This window comes from Acidovorax sp. BL-A-41-H1 (assembly GCF_051942715.1).
The window spans coordinates 1,664,895-1,677,758 of sequence record NZ_JBPVJQ010000003.1; the positions used below are offsets into that span (position 1 = coordinate 1,664,895).

Consider the following 12,864-nt stretch of genomic DNA (forward strand, 5'->3'; position numbering starts at 1 on the left):
GGTGCCAGCAGAGAACGGGGCACGCGTGCCGGGGCGGGGGAACAGCGAGCGTGTCATCACAAGGCAGCAGTGCATGGTGCAGCGCGGGGCAACCACTCAGAGCCCCACGAGCAGGCGGCGCCCTGCGGCGGTGCCGGCCTGCAGCGTGACGCGTCTTTGGTTGTCATCAATTGCTTCAATGTGTATAGCAAGATCTGCAGGCGGGATAAGCGCTGCGGCCTTTTCTGGCCATTCTGCCACCTTGAGGCCGGGGCTGGCAAAGATGTCCCTGAAGCCTGCGTCTTCCCACTCGCGCGGATCGTCAAAGCGGTAGAAGTCGAAGTGCCACACCGTGGTGGCATGCGGCGCCAGGCCCGGAGCCTCGTGCGGTTCGACCACTGCATACGTCGGACTTTTCACGCGGCCCTGCACGCCCAGCGCGCGCAGCAGGTGGCGCACCAGCGTCGTCTTGCCCGCGCCCAGGGCGCCATGCAGCGTGATGAATGCGTGGGCCAGCCCGGGCTGCGCGGCCAGCCGCTGTGCGAAGGCGGCGGTGTCGTCCTCGGTATGCCACGACAGGGTGCGTGCCGGTTTTGCGGCATCAGCGGCGGGGGGCGTTTCTACAATCGGAGGGATATGTGGTGCAGCAGTCAACTCGTTCCTCAAATGCAGGAGTGGGCCCGCGAACTGGGATTTTCCCAAATCGGCGTGGCAGGGGTCGATTTGTCTGCCGCAGAGCCGGGCCTTGCGGCATGGCTTGCGCAGGGTTTTCATGGTGACATGCATTACATGGCATCGCATGGCCTCAAACGCGCACGGCCGGCAGAACTGGTGCCCGGCACCGTGAGCGTGATCACCGCCCGCATGGACTACCTGCCGCGCCACACGGGCGAGCGTGCGCCTGACAGCTGGCAGGCGTTCGAGCTGGGGCGCCTCGCCCGGCCGGGTGAGGGCATTGTTTCCGTCTATGCCCGGGGTCGCGATTATCACAAGGTGCTGCGCGCCCGCCTGCAAAAGCTCAGCGACCGGATTGCCGCCGAGGTGGGCCCGTTTGGTCACCGCGTGTTCACCGACTCGGCCCCCGTGCTGGAGGCCGAACTGGCCGCGCGCAGCGGGCAGGGCTGGCGCGGGCGGCACACGCTGGTGCTCAACCGCGAGGCTGGGTCGATGTTTTTCCTGGGCGAGATCTATGTGGACATGGCGCTGCCCGAAAGCGAGCCCGTCACGGCCCACTGCGGTAGCTGCACCGCCTGCATCGATATCTGCCCCACGCAGGCCATCATTGCGCCGCACCGGCTGGATGCGCGGCGCTGCATCTCCTACCTCACTATCGAACATGCCGGCCCCATCCCGCTGGAGCTGCGGCCGCTGATGGGCAACCGCATCTATGGGTGCGACGACTGCCAGCTGATCTGCCCGTGGAACAAGTTTGCGCAGGTGAGCCGCCTGCCCGACTTTGACGAGCGCCAGGGGCTGGCGGGCCAGCAGCTGGTGCATCTTTTTGCGTGGGACGAGGCCACATTCCTGCGCATGACAGAGGGCGGGCCGATCCGCCGCATCGGGCACGAGCGCTGGTTGCGCAACGTTGCAGTCGCGCTGGGCAATGCACTGCGTGCGGCTGTCGATCGGGGGTCGGCCGGTGTGGTTGATGTGCACGCCTTGCGCGCGGCCTTGCAGGCACGCGCTGAGGACGAAAGCGCGCTGGTGCGGGAGCACGTGGCGTGGGCGCTGGCACAAGGTGCGCAGGCTGCGTAGCCGTATTGCCCGGGCGGCGTCTGCACGGTGCAGGGTGCGTGCTGCCCGTCGGGGTGCTCAAACCGCCTTCAGGGGGCGTTTTCAGGTCAAAAGTGCCGCAGGTGCAGGTAAATCAATGCCTGATAGCTATTAAATATATAGCAATTTCGTCATCGTACCAGCAGCCCCGTTTCCCTTAGCGTCTCGGTCAGCCCCAGGGCAAACTGCTCGTAGCCTGCCGCGTTGGCATGCACGTTGTCTGCCCTCAGGCTTTCGTTGGCCAGCACGCCAGCCCAGCCCTTGCGGTGCAGCGGTATCTTGAGTTCACCCGCGATCTCTTCGTACATCGCGTGGTCGCTCAGCCTGCCCGCTGCGGCCAGCAGCGACAGCTCGGGCACGGCCACCAGCAGCACCTGTGCGCCGCTGGCCAGGGCCTCGGCGCAGATGCGCCGCACGTTGGCGCGGGTGTCGGCAGCGCTCTGGCGGCGCAGGAAATCGTTGCCGCCAATGCTCACGATCACCAGCGCGGGGCTGTGCTGCGCTAGCAGCGCGGCCAGCCGCTCCTGCGCCTGAGCGGAGGTGTGGCCCGACACGCCTGCATTGACCACGTTCCAGCTGGTGAGCTGTGCCAGCCGCGCAGGGTAGGCCGTGTCGGGCGTGGCGCCCACGCCCGAGGTGAGCGAATCGCCCAGCGCCAGGACCGTGGCGCCCGCGGGCACGGCCCTGGCCTTCGGGGGCTTGCCCTTGCAGGCCGCCAAGGGGGCCACGGTGACGGCAGTCAGTGCGGCCAGCAGCAGCCAGCGGCGGGAATGGGTACGGCTGCGGTCGGTGCGAGGTGGCGTGGTGATGTGGTTCATTGGAGGACCCCCAGGGCAAACGGCAAGCTGGCCATGCCCAGCAAAGTCGACAGCGTGACCAGGCCCGCCACGTACGGCCCGTTGTAGCCCATGCGCGCAGCCAGCACATAGCAGGTGGAAGCGGTGGGCAGGGCCGAGAATGCCAGCAGCACGGTGGTCTGCGCGGCGCTGAGGCCGAACAGCCGTGCCATGCCCAGCGCAATCAGCGGCTGCACCAGGTGGCGAATGGCCAGCACCGAGGTGCCCAGCGCCTTGCTCTGCGTGAGCAGGCCAAACTGCATGCCCGCGCCGGCCGCCATGAGCCCCAGCGGCAGGGATGCAGCGCTGATGCGGGTGACGGTGGGCTCGGCCCACACCGGCATCTGAAACCCGAGCAGGTTGGCCGTGAGGCCTGAGGCCGTGGCAATGATGAGCGGGTTGCGCACCAGTTCGCGCAGAAATCCCTGCTGGCCATGGCGCGCCATGGGCCACACAGCGGCCACGTTGAACAGCGGCACGCACACGCCGATGAGCACGGCAATCATCAGCAGCCCCTGCGCGCCCGCCAGCCGCTCGGCAATCGCCAGGCCAATGAACGAGTTGAACCGAAACGCCACCTGCGCGCTGGCCGCGTGGTCGCGCCGGTCAAACTGCCGTCCCAGCCAGGGCCAGTACGGCAGGCTGTAAGCCAGCGCAATACCCGCAATGCCCGACAGCAGCCCCGCGCCAATCAGCCCCGACGCGGCCTGGATGTCCATCGGGCTGCGCACGATGGACTGGAACAGCAGCACCGGAAACAGCAGGTAGTACACCAGTGCCTCCACCGGCTGCCACACGGCGCGGTTGAGGGCGGTGAAGCGGCACAGCAGGTAGCCGAGCAGGATGAGCGAGAAATCAGGAAGCAGGAGCTGGGCGTAATTCACCGGCCGAGAATACTTGATGCTCGTCAGTCATGCGGGTTAGCCCTTATGTGGAATCCGCAGTGCTGCAACGGCCCGGTTGCCCCTACCATTTGCGACATCTGTGAACCCACTGTAAGGAGACTCCATGCACCGTCGTCAATGGCTCGCGCTGACCGTTCTGGCAGCTGCTGCCGGTACTGCAGCCGCCCAGGCCTACCCCAACAAGGTGATCCGCCTGGTGGTTCCGTTTGCCCCCGGTGGCACCACCGACATCATCGCCCGCGTGATTGCCGACCCGCTGGGCAAGGCCCTGGGCCAGACCGTGATCGTGGAGAACAAGGCCGGTGGCGGTGGCGTCGTGGGCGCATCCGAGACTGCCCGCGCCACGCCCGACGGGTACTCGCTGGGTGTGGCCACCGTGTCCACCACGGCGGCCAACCCCGCCATCAACCCCAAGACACCGTACAACCCGCTGACGGACTTCACGCCCATCATCAACATTGCGGCCACGCCCAACCTGATTGCGGTGAACCCCAGCTTTCCGGCCAAGGACTACAAGTCGTTCGTGGCTGAGGTGAAAAAGAGCCCCGGCAAGTATTCGTACGCATCGTCGGGCACGGGCGGCATCGGCCACCTGCAGATGGAGCTGTACAAGAACCTGTCGGGCACCTTCGTCACGCACATCCCCTACCGCGGCGCGGGCCCGGCCCTGAACGACACCGTGGCCGGCCAGGTGCCGATCATTTTTGACAACATCCCGTCGGCCCTGCCGTTCATCAAGGACAACCGCCTGGTGGCGATTGCCGTGGCAGCCCCCCAGCGCGTGGCAGCCCTGCCCAATGTGCCCACGTTCAAGGAACTGGGCCTGGAGCCGGTGAACCGCATGGCCTACTACGGCATCGTCGGCCCCAAGGGCCTGCCCAAGGAAGTGGTCGACAAGATCAACGCGGGCGTGCGCAAGGCGCTGGAAGACCCGGCCGTGAAAAAGCGCATCGAAGACACTGGCTCGCTGGTGGTGGGCAACACGCCCGAGCAGTTCGCCGAGCAGATCAAGGCCGAACTGGCCGTGTACAAGGATGTGGTTGCCAAGCAGAAGCTCACGCTGGAGTGACCGCGCGGGTAGCCACCATCTCCCCACGCAAGACCGCCCCTTACCGGGCGGTTTTTTTACGTGCTATGGTTTTGCATGTTGAACGCAAGCCTGAGTGCGATTGATCAGTTTGTCGATGCCGTCTGGCTGGAGGACGGGCTCTCGCGCAACACGCTGGCGGCCTACCGTCGCGACCTCACGCTGTACGCGCAGTGGCTGGCGGAGCAACCCGAACCGCTGGGGCTAGACGGCACGGCTGAACACCACCTGCACGGCTATTTCGCGGCCCGCCATGCGCAGACCCGCGCCACGTCGGCCAACCGGCGGCTCACGGTGCTGCGCCGTTATTTCCACTGGGCCCTGCGCGAGCGGCGCATTGCAGCCGACCCCACGGTGCGGCTGCAGGCCGCGCGCCAGCCACTGCGCGTGCCCAAGACACTGTCGCAGGCGCAGGTGGAAGCCCTGCTGGACGCGCCCGATGTGGCCACGCCGCTCGGCCTGCGCGACCGCACCATGCTGGAGCTGATGTATGCCAGCGGCCTGCGTGTGACGGAACTGGTCACGCTTAAAACATTTCAGGTGGGCCTGAACGAAGGCGTGCTGCGCGTGATGGGCAAGGGCAGCAAGGAGCGCCTGGTACCGTTTGGCGAGGTGGCGCGCCAGTGGCTGGAGCGCTACCTGGCCGAAGCGCGCGGGCCCATCCTGGGTGGGCAGCAGACGGACGATTTGTTCGTGACGCAACGCGGCAGCGGCATGACACGCGTGATGTTCTGGATGATCGTCAAGAAATGGGCGCAGGTGGCGGGCATCCATGCGCCGCTGTCACCCCACACCCTGCGCCATGCGTTCGCCACCCACCTGCTCAACCACGGCGCCGACCTGCGCGTGGTGCAGCTGCTGCTGGGGCATGCCGATATTTCCACCACCACCATCTACACCCACGTGGCGCGCGAGCGGCTCAAGACGCTGCACGCCCAGCATCATCCCCGGGGCTGACGGGCGCAGAACTGCAGCCGCCCGGTGGCCCTCTACTCCCCATGACGTTTTCAAGGTTTTCCATGCGCTCCATCGACCGACGCCGCTTTCACCACCTGGCCGCCGCTGCCGCCCTCGCTGTAGCGTTGCCGGCCGCAGCACTGGCCCAGGCATGGCCCGCCAAACCCATCCGCATCATCGTGGCCTACCCGGCCGGTGGCGTGAGCGACAACGTGGCCCGCGCGCTCGCCGACAAGCTGGCCGTGCAGCTGGGCACGCCCGTCGTTATCGAGAACAAGGCGGGCGCCAGCGGCAGCATCGGCGTGGATGCCGTGGCCAAGGCGCCAGCAGACGGCTATACGCTGGGGTTTGCCGCCATCAGCCCGCTGGCGCTGAACCCGCACCTGGGCAAGTCTCCGTTTGACCCGGAAAAGGACATCGCGCCCGTGGTGAGCGTGATGTATTCGCCCGTGGTGCTGCTGGCCACGCCTGCGACCAAGGCCGCGGACTTTGCCGCGCTGGTCGACGGCGCCCGTGCGCAGCCGGGGCTGGTGCGCTGGGCTACCTCAGGGCAGGCATCGCTGGGGCACATCATGCTGGAGCAGATCGCGGGCAAGAGCCAGGTGCAGATCACCCACATCCCCTACAAAGGCGGCGGCCAGCAGATGACCGACGCGCTGAGCGGGCAGTTCGAGGTGCTCTCCACCAACGCGGGGCCTGCGCTGCTGCAGCACATCAAGGCGGGCAAGCTCAGGCCTCTGGCGGTGGGCGCGCCAGCGCGGCTCGATTCGCTGCCGCAAGTGCCCACACTGGCCGAGCTGGGACAGCCCGCCGCCAACCTGTCGTCGCTGTTCGGCCTGTTCGCCCCGGCCAGAACGCCGCCAGCCGTACTGGACCGCATCAACGCCGAGGTGAACAAGGCCCTGGCCCTGCCAGATGTGAAGGCGCGGCTGGACGCGACCGACAACGTGCCCACGGGCGGCAGTGCAGCCGAGTTTGCGCGGCAGATCGCGCGCGAGTCGGACAACAACGCCCGCATCATCCGCGCGGCGGGCATCCAGGGGAATTGAGTCGCCGCGCTGGCTCCCAGCCCCGGATGCTGCGAGGTGATCGCGCTGCCGGCGCGTGTGGCAGGGCATAAGCCGATGGTGATGACACCGACGCGGCCATGAAAAAGGCCCTGCGTGGCAGGGCCTTTGGCGGGGCGGGAGAGCGGCGCTGTGGGCGCCCTGTGTTTACTCCCCGTCCAGGGTTTCCGCCCAGGTCAGTGCCTGCAGGTGGGCCCAGTTGACCTGGCGGTTCGACAGGTGCAGCGCGTTGGCCGAACGGGCAAACGCGACTTCATCCCCGCTTTCGCAGGCTTTGGTCAGCTCCAGGAACGGCGCGAACACCCCGGTGCCGCGCAGCAGGGCATCCATCACGGGTTCGGGCAGGGCCACAGATTCCAGCGCCTTTTCCAGCGGCACACCCAACATCGTGTCGAGCAGCGAGAACACGCCCACCACAAAGGCGTTGTCGCAATCTTCGGGCTCCAGCAGTTCCGCGGCCAGCAGTTCCATCAGGCGGCCCCGCACCACGGCGGTCTGGCCCACGGCGGGTGGTGCGCCCCCGGCCTTGGAGGTGGTCATCAGCAGCGCAGCCCAACGGAACAGCTTTTTCAGCCCCAGGATCATCACGGCGTGGCGGAACGACGTGATCTCGCACGACAGGCCGAACCCCGACGAGTTGATGAACCGCAGCAGGTTGAAGGAAAGCGTAGGGTCCTTCTTGAGAAGGTCCTCGATCTCGGCCGTGCTGGCCTGTTTGCGCACCAGGTTGATCAGCTGGATGATGGTCGCCTGCGAGGGCCGAATGGTGGTTGCCTTGACCAGCGCTGGCTTGGCAAACCAGTAGCCCTGGAACAGTTTCACGCCCAGGTCGCGCATCAGCTCGTACTGCTCGGCAGTTTCCACCTTCTCGGCCACCAGCGTGGCCTGGCTATGAGTGGTGGCGAACTTCACGAGGGCCGGGGCCATCTCGGGCTTGAAGGCCTGCATGTCCAACTTGACGAATGCACCCAGCGGCAGCCAGCTGGTGTAAGCACGGCGCAGCGCCTGCTGGTCAAACGCCAGGCGAAAGCCCCGCGTGCGCAGTGCCTGCAGTGTGGGCACGCGGCCCTCGATCTCGTCGGCGGTGGCCGTGTCGGGCAGCGGGGGTACTTCAAGCACCACCTTCTCGGGGTGGATCAGCTCCAGGTGACCACCCGAAAGGCTGTCGTGCGTGCAGTTGATGAAGACGGTCTTCTTGCCAACCAGTGCCTCGGTGCCTGCGTACGAGAGCGCATTGAACAGCAGTGCTGCATCGCTGGCCGCCGTGTGGGTCTGGGAGGCAGTGGAGCGGTCGAAAAGCTCATAGCCATACACGGCGCGCGATTCGTCCACGATGGCCTGGCGCGCAATGACGGCAAGGTTCTCGTCCACCGGTGCGACCTCAGGCAGGGTGACTTCCGGGGCAACGTGTTCGGGTGTGCTCGACATGGAGGGTTCGCTAGGGGTAAGGTCTGGACGGGAGTCCGATTCTAGACCCGCAGGTTACCAAAGCGAACTCTCTGATACAGCGGTAACGAACTGCTCAGTCCCCCAACTGGTCCGCCCAGGCCAGCGCCTGCAGATGCGCAAGGTTGATCTGCTGGCTGGTGAGGTGCAGCAGCCCGGCAGTACGGTTGAAGACTGCATCGTCGCTGGACTCGCAGGCCTCCGCCAGGGTCAGCAGATCGCCCAGAAAGCCCTCACGGCGCAGCAAGGCAGCCGAGACGGCGTCGGGTACGTTCAGCAGTCCCACCGCCTTGTCCATCGGCATCGACAGCATCACATCTAGCAGCGAGAAGATCCCCACCACGAAGGCCTGGTCGGCATCCTCGGGCGGCAGGGTTTCCAGGGCCAGCAGTTCCATCAGCCGCCCGCGGACCACGGCCGTCTGGCCCAGGGAAGAGGGCGCACCGCCGGTGCGCGAGGCGGTGAGCAGAAGGGCAGCCCAGCGGAACAGCTTCTTGAGCCCCAGCAGCATGACCGCCTGGCGGAAGGACGTGATCTCGCGGTTCAGGCCAAAGCCGGCCGAGTTGATCAGCCGCATGAGGTTGAACGCCAACCCGGCATCTTTCTTGAGCACCTGCTCGATGTCGTCGGTGCTCGACTGGTTGCGGACGTGGTTGATGAGCTCGATGATGCTGGCCTGCGCCGGTGCCAGAAGCTTGGTCTCCACCAGCGAGGGCCGCGCAAACCAGTAGCCCTGGAACAGCTGCACGCCCTGGGTCGACACCATGTCGTACTGCTGTGCGGTTTCCACTTTTTCGGCAATCAGCTCTGCCTTGCAGTGGCGCCCGGCATAGCTGATCAGGACCGCCAGCTGGTCGGGAGCGAGCACGGAGAGATCGAGCTTGATGTAGTCGGCCAGCGGCAGCCAGGGCGCGTAGGCCGACTGCAGCACCGTGTGGTTGAACGCGAGGTGAAACCCGCGGTTGCGCAGCCCGGTCAGGATGGGGGTGCGCGTGGCCACTTCTTCGCTGGCGGCGTGGCCCAGCGGGGGTATCTCGAGCACCACCTTGTCGGGGTCCAGCAGCTCCAGGTGGCCGCCGGCAAGGCTTTCGTGGGTGCAGTTCACGAAGATGAGCTTTTTGCCCACCAGCTCTTCACTTCCCGCGTGCGAGAGGGCGTTGAATACGAGGGTGACGTCGGTCGCAGCCGTGTGCGCGTTGGCGGTGCGGGAGCGGTTGAACAGCTCGTACCCCACCACCACCTGCTGCGCATTGACGATGGCCTGGCGGGCGATCATGGCCACGGGTGACGGGCCGCTGGCAGGCGGTGGTGTGGAAGGGGACTCATGGGCAGTGGGGGAGTTCATGGGATGGGGCTTCGTCAGGTGTGCGGTGGGTGATGTAGGCGCCAAAAGCACGCTTTCAGGCATCGTAGCGCGACCGCGACCCTGTGTCAGACCTGCTGGAGCCAGCGAAGTTCGGTCTCTGTGAAGCCGGCTTTGCGGCGGGCCGCGTCGTTGAAGGGCGGTTTGAGGCGAGGGGCCTCGTATTGCCGCACCAGATGTCCATAGTGTGCCTCGGGGTCGATGCCCTCGCGGTCGCACAGCCATCGGTACCAGTGGTTGCCAATGGCCACATGCCCGACCTCGTCATGCAGGATGGTGTCGAGGATGGCGGCGGCCGCTACCGCATCGGGTGCACCGGCATTGCGCAGCTTGGCCTGGATCTGCGGCGTGGCGTCGAGCCCGCGGGCTTCGAGCGTGCGGGGCACCAGCGCCATGCGGGCCACGATGTCGTGGCGGGTCTTCTCGCACATGGTCCACAGTCCCTGGTGGGCCGGGAAGTCGCCATAGTCATGCCCCTGCGCGCGCAGATGGTTGCGCAAAAGCTGAAAATGCGTGGCTTCTTCGGCAGCAACGCGCACCCAGTCGAGGTAGTAGGCGCAGGGCATGCCGCCAAACCGCCACACTGCATCGAGCGCCAGGTTGATGGCGTTGAACTCGATGTGTGCGATGGCGTGGATCAGGATGGCACGGCCGGCAGGAGTGGCGGGCGAGCGGCGTGCGACGGCGGTGTGGGCCAGCAGTTCGGGGCGGTCCGGGCGCCCCGGGAGTTCGGCCGGGTCGCTCGGGCCTTCGGGGGATGAATCCGCTATTGAAGTTGTAGCTGCTAGCGCATGCAAATCAAGCGCTGCAGCCACTTTTTGTTCAGGGTCTGCCAGGCGCAGGGCCTGCAGGGCACAGTGGCGAAGCTCCATCCTACAATTCTAGGCCGTTTCGGTGGGCGGGCCGGCTGCCCTCGTGGCTGAGCCGGCCCAGGGCGGCATTCTGGTGGTAACCAATTGATCTCGGCTAAAGAGGTGGGCAATGGCGATTTATGAACTTGACGGCGTGGCGCCCCAAATGGCAGCAAGCGCCTGGGTGGCCGACAGCGCCCAGGTGATGGGCAACGTGGTGCTGGGCGAAGACGCCAGCGTGTGGTTTGGCACCGTGGTGCGTGGCGACACCGAGAGCATCACCATTGGCGCGGGCTCCAACATCCAGGACGCCAGCGTGCTGCATGCCGACATCGGCAAGCCGCTGGTGGTGGGCGAACGCGTGACAGTCGGCCACCAGGTCATGCTGCACGGTTGCACCATTGGCGATGAATCGCTGATCGGCATTGGCGCCGTAGTGCTCAACGGGGCGCGCATCGGCAAGAACTGCCTGGTGGGTGCCGGTGCGCTGGTCACCGAAGGCAAGGAGTTCCCCGATGGCTCGATGATCATCGGCAGCCCTGCCAAGGCCGTGCGTGAGCTCACGCCCGAGCAGATCGAAGGCCTGCGCCAGAGCGCGCAGCACTACATTGACAACGCGCGCCGCTTCAAGAACGGCCTGCGCAAAATCGGCTGATGGCCGAATTCCCCGGGAACCCCTTGCGTGTCTGAACTCCACAAGTTTCTTTTTGATGGGCTGCCTGTGCGCGGCATGATCGTGCGCCTGACTGACGCCTGGACCGACATCCTGCGCCGCCGCGCGAGCAACACCAGCACGGGTGCCTACCCGGCGCCGGTGCGCGAACTGCTGGGCGAGATGGCTGCTGCCGGCGTGCTGATGCAGTCCAACATCAAGTTCAACGGCGCGCTGGTGCTGCAGGTGTTTGGCGACGGGCCCGTGAAGCTGGCCGTGGCCGAGGTGCAGTCCGACCTGAGCCTGCGCGCCACCGCCACGTTCAACAGTGAAGTCGCCGAAGGCGCGCGGCTGAGCGACATGGTGAATGTGGGCGGCGGCGGCCGCTGCGCCATCACGCTGGACCCCAAGGACCGCCACCCCGGCCAGCAGCCCTACCAGGGCGTGGTGCCGCTGCACGGCGACCGGGGCGAGAAGCTCGACCGGCTCTCTGACGTGCTGCAGCACTACATGCTGCAGTCCGAACAGCTCGACACCGTGCTGGTGTTGGCCGCCAACGACCAGGTCGCTGCCGGCCTGCTGATCCAGCGCATGCCCGTCAAGGGCGAGGGCAACCTGGCGGCCAGCCTGACGCACCGCGAAAACGAAGACCAGATCGGCCGCAACGAGGACTACAACCGCATCGCCCACCTGGCCTCCAGCCTGAGCCGCGAGGAACTGCTGACGCTGGACGTGGACACCATCCTGCGCCGCCTGTTCTGGGAAGAAAAGGTGCTGCGCTTTGAGCCCCAGCAGGGTGCCAGCGGCCCACGCTTTGCCTGCACCTGCAGCCGCGAGCGTGTGAGCAACATGCTGCGCAGCCTGGGAGCGGAAGAGGCCGAGAGCATCCTGGCCGAGCGCGAGGACATCGAAGTCGGCTGCGAGTTCTGCGGCCAGCAATACCGATTTGACGCGGTGGACGCCGCGCAGATTTTTGTCTCGCCTGCGGTGAGCCAGCCACCCGGGCCGACCAACATCCAGTAGGGGTGACCCAAAGCGCAGCGGCGGCTCTGGCCTTGCCGTCGGATCCGCTCGTGGCGCGCCTGCACGTTCTTGTGCCTCCCGCGGCATCCGTCCGGGACGGTGTCTGGCGCGTTCGGGAGCGATACCGACGTGCGCAGGCTCGCTCAACATCGTTGACATTCAAAACCGCGGGCAATCCCTAAGATCGGGACACCGGGTTTTTCTTGAGTCGAGTGCCTGCCGTGACCGCGCGGCCGCCGCACCTGCCGCGTTCATTTCGCTGCAATGCTCGTTGAGCCCGACCCCACGGAGATCGAGAGATGGAATTCTTATGGCGGGCGCTCAAACCCCGGCGCCCCGTACCCCTGCCTGTGGAACAGCCTGCGCTGGCGTACGGCGACAGCCGCTCTGGTCCGGATTCGGTGCGCGCCGACACCTACCTGGCCACGCTCGACATTGAAGCCGCCATCGTGGCGCACGAGCGTTGGAAGACACGCCTGATGGACTACCTGGAAGGCCGCAGCAAGGTTGGCCTGGACCCGGAGCTGGTGCGCCGCTCTGACCACGATGCGCTGGGCCGCTGGCTGCACGGCGTGGGCGCCGAAGTGCTGGGCGACCAGCCTGCCTACCCGCTCCTGATGGCGCGCCACCAGTATTTTCACGAACAGGCCGGCGATCTGGTCGAGCTGGCCCAGCAGGGCAAGTGGGACCAGGCCGTGCAGGTGCTCAACGGCGGCTACCGTTTTGGGTCCAGCCAGGTGGTACTGCTGCTCAAGGAACTCAAGCGGAGCCTGGCGCTGCAGTCCTGAGGCAAGGGGGGAGCTCTGTTGACGCAGACGGCTCTGGGCACCTTTCAGGTCGTGACAGTCTCGCCTGGTGCCTTGTTTCAATAAGTCCCGGCCTCCCGACAGGACCATGGGTGGGCCGTGCATCAGGGCTGGGGCTC

13 protein-coding genes are annotated in these 12,864 nt (G+C 66.4%); 7 read left to right on the forward strand and 6 right to left on the reverse strand.

Translation table 11 applies throughout. From position 1 onward, the window contains the following. Nucleotides 1–96: 96 nt before the first annotated feature. A complete protein-coding gene (gene tsaE / locus ACTPOI_RS08415; protein ID WP_440108135.1) occupies nucleotides 97–633 on the reverse strand; it encodes a tRNA (adenosine(37)-N6)-threonylcarbamoyltransferase complex ATPase subunit type 1 TsaE in 537 nt (178 codons plus the stop codon). Between the two features lie 12 nt (nucleotides 634–645). Between tsaE and queG the strand changes: the two genes are divergently transcribed. Beyond that, entirely contained in the window at nucleotides 646–1,734 is a 1,089-nt protein-coding gene (queG, locus tag ACTPOI_RS08420) for a tRNA epoxyqueuosine(34) reductase QueG (RefSeq protein WP_440108136.1), read from the forward strand. A 149-nt stretch (nucleotides 1,735–1,883) separates the two neighbouring features. On the opposite strand, the gene ACTPOI_RS08425 is transcribed toward queG, so the two are convergent. Further along, complete coding sequence (locus tag ACTPOI_RS08425; RefSeq protein WP_440108137.1) at nucleotides 1,884–2,570, reverse strand: GDSL-type esterase/lipase family protein; 687 nt, start codon at nucleotides 2,568–2,570, stop codon at nucleotides 1,884–1,886. Beyond that, nucleotides 2,567–3,472: an AEC family transporter gene (locus tag ACTPOI_RS08430; protein ID WP_440108138.1), complete on the reverse strand. Its 906-nt coding sequence runs from the start codon at nucleotides 3,470–3,472 to the stop codon at nucleotides 2,567–2,569. The genes ACTPOI_RS08425 and ACTPOI_RS08430 overlap by 4 nt, the downstream gene beginning before the upstream one ends. Nucleotides 3,473–3,596: 124 nt before the next feature. Here ACTPOI_RS08430 and ACTPOI_RS08435 point away from each other — a divergent pair, with 124 nt between their 5' ends. The 3 genes from ACTPOI_RS08435 (at nucleotide 3,597) to ACTPOI_RS08445 (ending at nucleotide 6,586) form a co-directional block, all read left to right on the forward strand. Continuing rightward, a complete protein-coding gene (locus tag ACTPOI_RS08435) occupies nucleotides 3,597–4,562 on the forward strand; it encodes a tripartite tricarboxylate transporter substrate binding protein BugE (protein ID WP_440108139.1) in 966 nt (321 codons plus the stop codon). 75 nt (nucleotides 4,563–4,637) lie between these two features. Next, a complete protein-coding gene (gene xerD, locus ACTPOI_RS08440; protein WP_440108140.1) occupies nucleotides 4,638–5,537 on the forward strand; it encodes a site-specific tyrosine recombinase XerD in 900 nt (299 codons plus the stop codon). A gap of 62 nt (nucleotides 5,538–5,599) precedes the next feature. Next, on the forward strand, nucleotides 5,600–6,586 hold the full coding sequence (locus ACTPOI_RS08445; protein ID WP_440108141.1) for a Bug family tripartite tricarboxylate transporter substrate binding protein: 987 nt from the start codon (nucleotides 5,600–5,602) through the stop codon (nucleotides 6,584–6,586). Nucleotides 6,587–6,751: 165 nt separating this feature from the next. Here the strand turns inward: ACTPOI_RS08445 and ACTPOI_RS08450 are convergent, their stop codons facing one another. From ACTPOI_RS08450 to ACTPOI_RS08460, 3 genes are all read right to left on the reverse strand, one after another. Then, nucleotides 6,752–8,032 (reverse strand): EAL and HDOD domain-containing protein, encoded by a 1,281-nt coding sequence (locus tag ACTPOI_RS08450; RefSeq protein WP_440108142.1) that lies wholly within the window; start codon nucleotides 8,030–8,032, stop codon nucleotides 6,752–6,754. Between the two features lie 94 nt (nucleotides 8,033–8,126). Then, nucleotides 8,127–9,395 (reverse strand): EAL and HDOD domain-containing protein, encoded by a 1,269-nt coding sequence (locus ACTPOI_RS08455; protein WP_440108143.1) that lies wholly within the window; start codon nucleotides 9,393–9,395, stop codon nucleotides 8,127–8,129. Between the two features lie 86 nt (nucleotides 9,396–9,481). After that, on the reverse strand, nucleotides 9,482–10,285 hold the full coding sequence (locus ACTPOI_RS08460; RefSeq protein WP_440108144.1) for a ferritin-like domain-containing protein: 804 nt from the start codon (nucleotides 10,283–10,285) through the stop codon (nucleotides 9,482–9,484). Nucleotides 10,286–10,394: 109 nt separating this feature from the next. Between ACTPOI_RS08460 and ACTPOI_RS08465 the strand changes: the two genes are divergently transcribed. From ACTPOI_RS08465 to ACTPOI_RS08475, 3 genes are all read left to right on the forward strand, one after another. Then, on the forward strand, nucleotides 10,395–10,919 hold the full coding sequence (locus ACTPOI_RS08465; protein ID WP_440108145.1) for a gamma carbonic anhydrase family protein: 525 nt from the start codon (nucleotides 10,395–10,397) through the stop codon (nucleotides 10,917–10,919). 27 nt (nucleotides 10,920–10,946) lie between these two features. Further along, complete coding sequence (gene hslO / locus ACTPOI_RS08470; RefSeq protein ID WP_440108146.1) at nucleotides 10,947–11,939, forward strand: Hsp33 family molecular chaperone HslO; 993 nt, start codon at nucleotides 10,947–10,949, stop codon at nucleotides 11,937–11,939. Between the two features lie 299 nt (nucleotides 11,940–12,238). Next, nucleotides 12,239–12,727, forward strand: a complete 489-nt coding sequence (locus ACTPOI_RS08475; protein WP_440108147.1) for a CZB domain-containing protein — start codon at nucleotides 12,239–12,241, stop codon at nucleotides 12,725–12,727. Nucleotides 12,728–12,864: the final 137 nt, after the last annotated feature.

Coding starts and splice junctions, on each gene's coding strand:
- queG (WP_440108136.1), top strand. CDS start 646: ATGCAGGAGTGGGCCCGCGAACTGGGATTTTCCCAAATCGGCGTGGCA.
- ACTPOI_RS08425 (WP_440108137.1), bottom strand. CDS start 2,570: ATGAACCACATCACCACGCCACCTCGCACCGACCGCAGCCGTACCCAT.
- ACTPOI_RS08435 (WP_440108139.1), top strand. CDS start 3,597: ATGCACCGTCGTCAATGGCTCGCGCTGACCGTTCTGGCAGCTGCTGCC.
- xerD (WP_440108140.1), top strand. CDS start 4,638: ATGTTGAACGCAAGCCTGAGTGCGATTGATCAGTTTGTCGATGCCGTC.
- ACTPOI_RS08445 (WP_440108141.1), top strand. CDS start 5,600: ATGCGCTCCATCGACCGACGCCGCTTTCACCACCTGGCCGCCGCTGCC.
- ACTPOI_RS08450 (WP_440108142.1), bottom strand. CDS start 8,032: ATGTCGAGCACACCCGAACACGTTGCCCCGGAAGTCACCCTGCCTGAG.
- ACTPOI_RS08455 (WP_440108143.1), bottom strand. CDS start 9,395: ATGAACTCCCCCACTGCCCATGAGTCCCCTTCCACACCACCGCCTGCC.
- ACTPOI_RS08460 (WP_440108144.1), bottom strand. CDS start 10,285: ATGGAGCTTCGCCACTGTGCCCTGCAGGCCCTGCGCCTGGCAGACCCT.
- ACTPOI_RS08465 (WP_440108145.1), top strand. CDS start 10,395: ATGGCGATTTATGAACTTGACGGCGTGGCGCCCCAAATGGCAGCAAGC.
- ACTPOI_RS08475 (WP_440108147.1), top strand. CDS start 12,239: ATGGAATTCTTATGGCGGGCGCTCAAACCCCGGCGCCCCGTACCCCTG.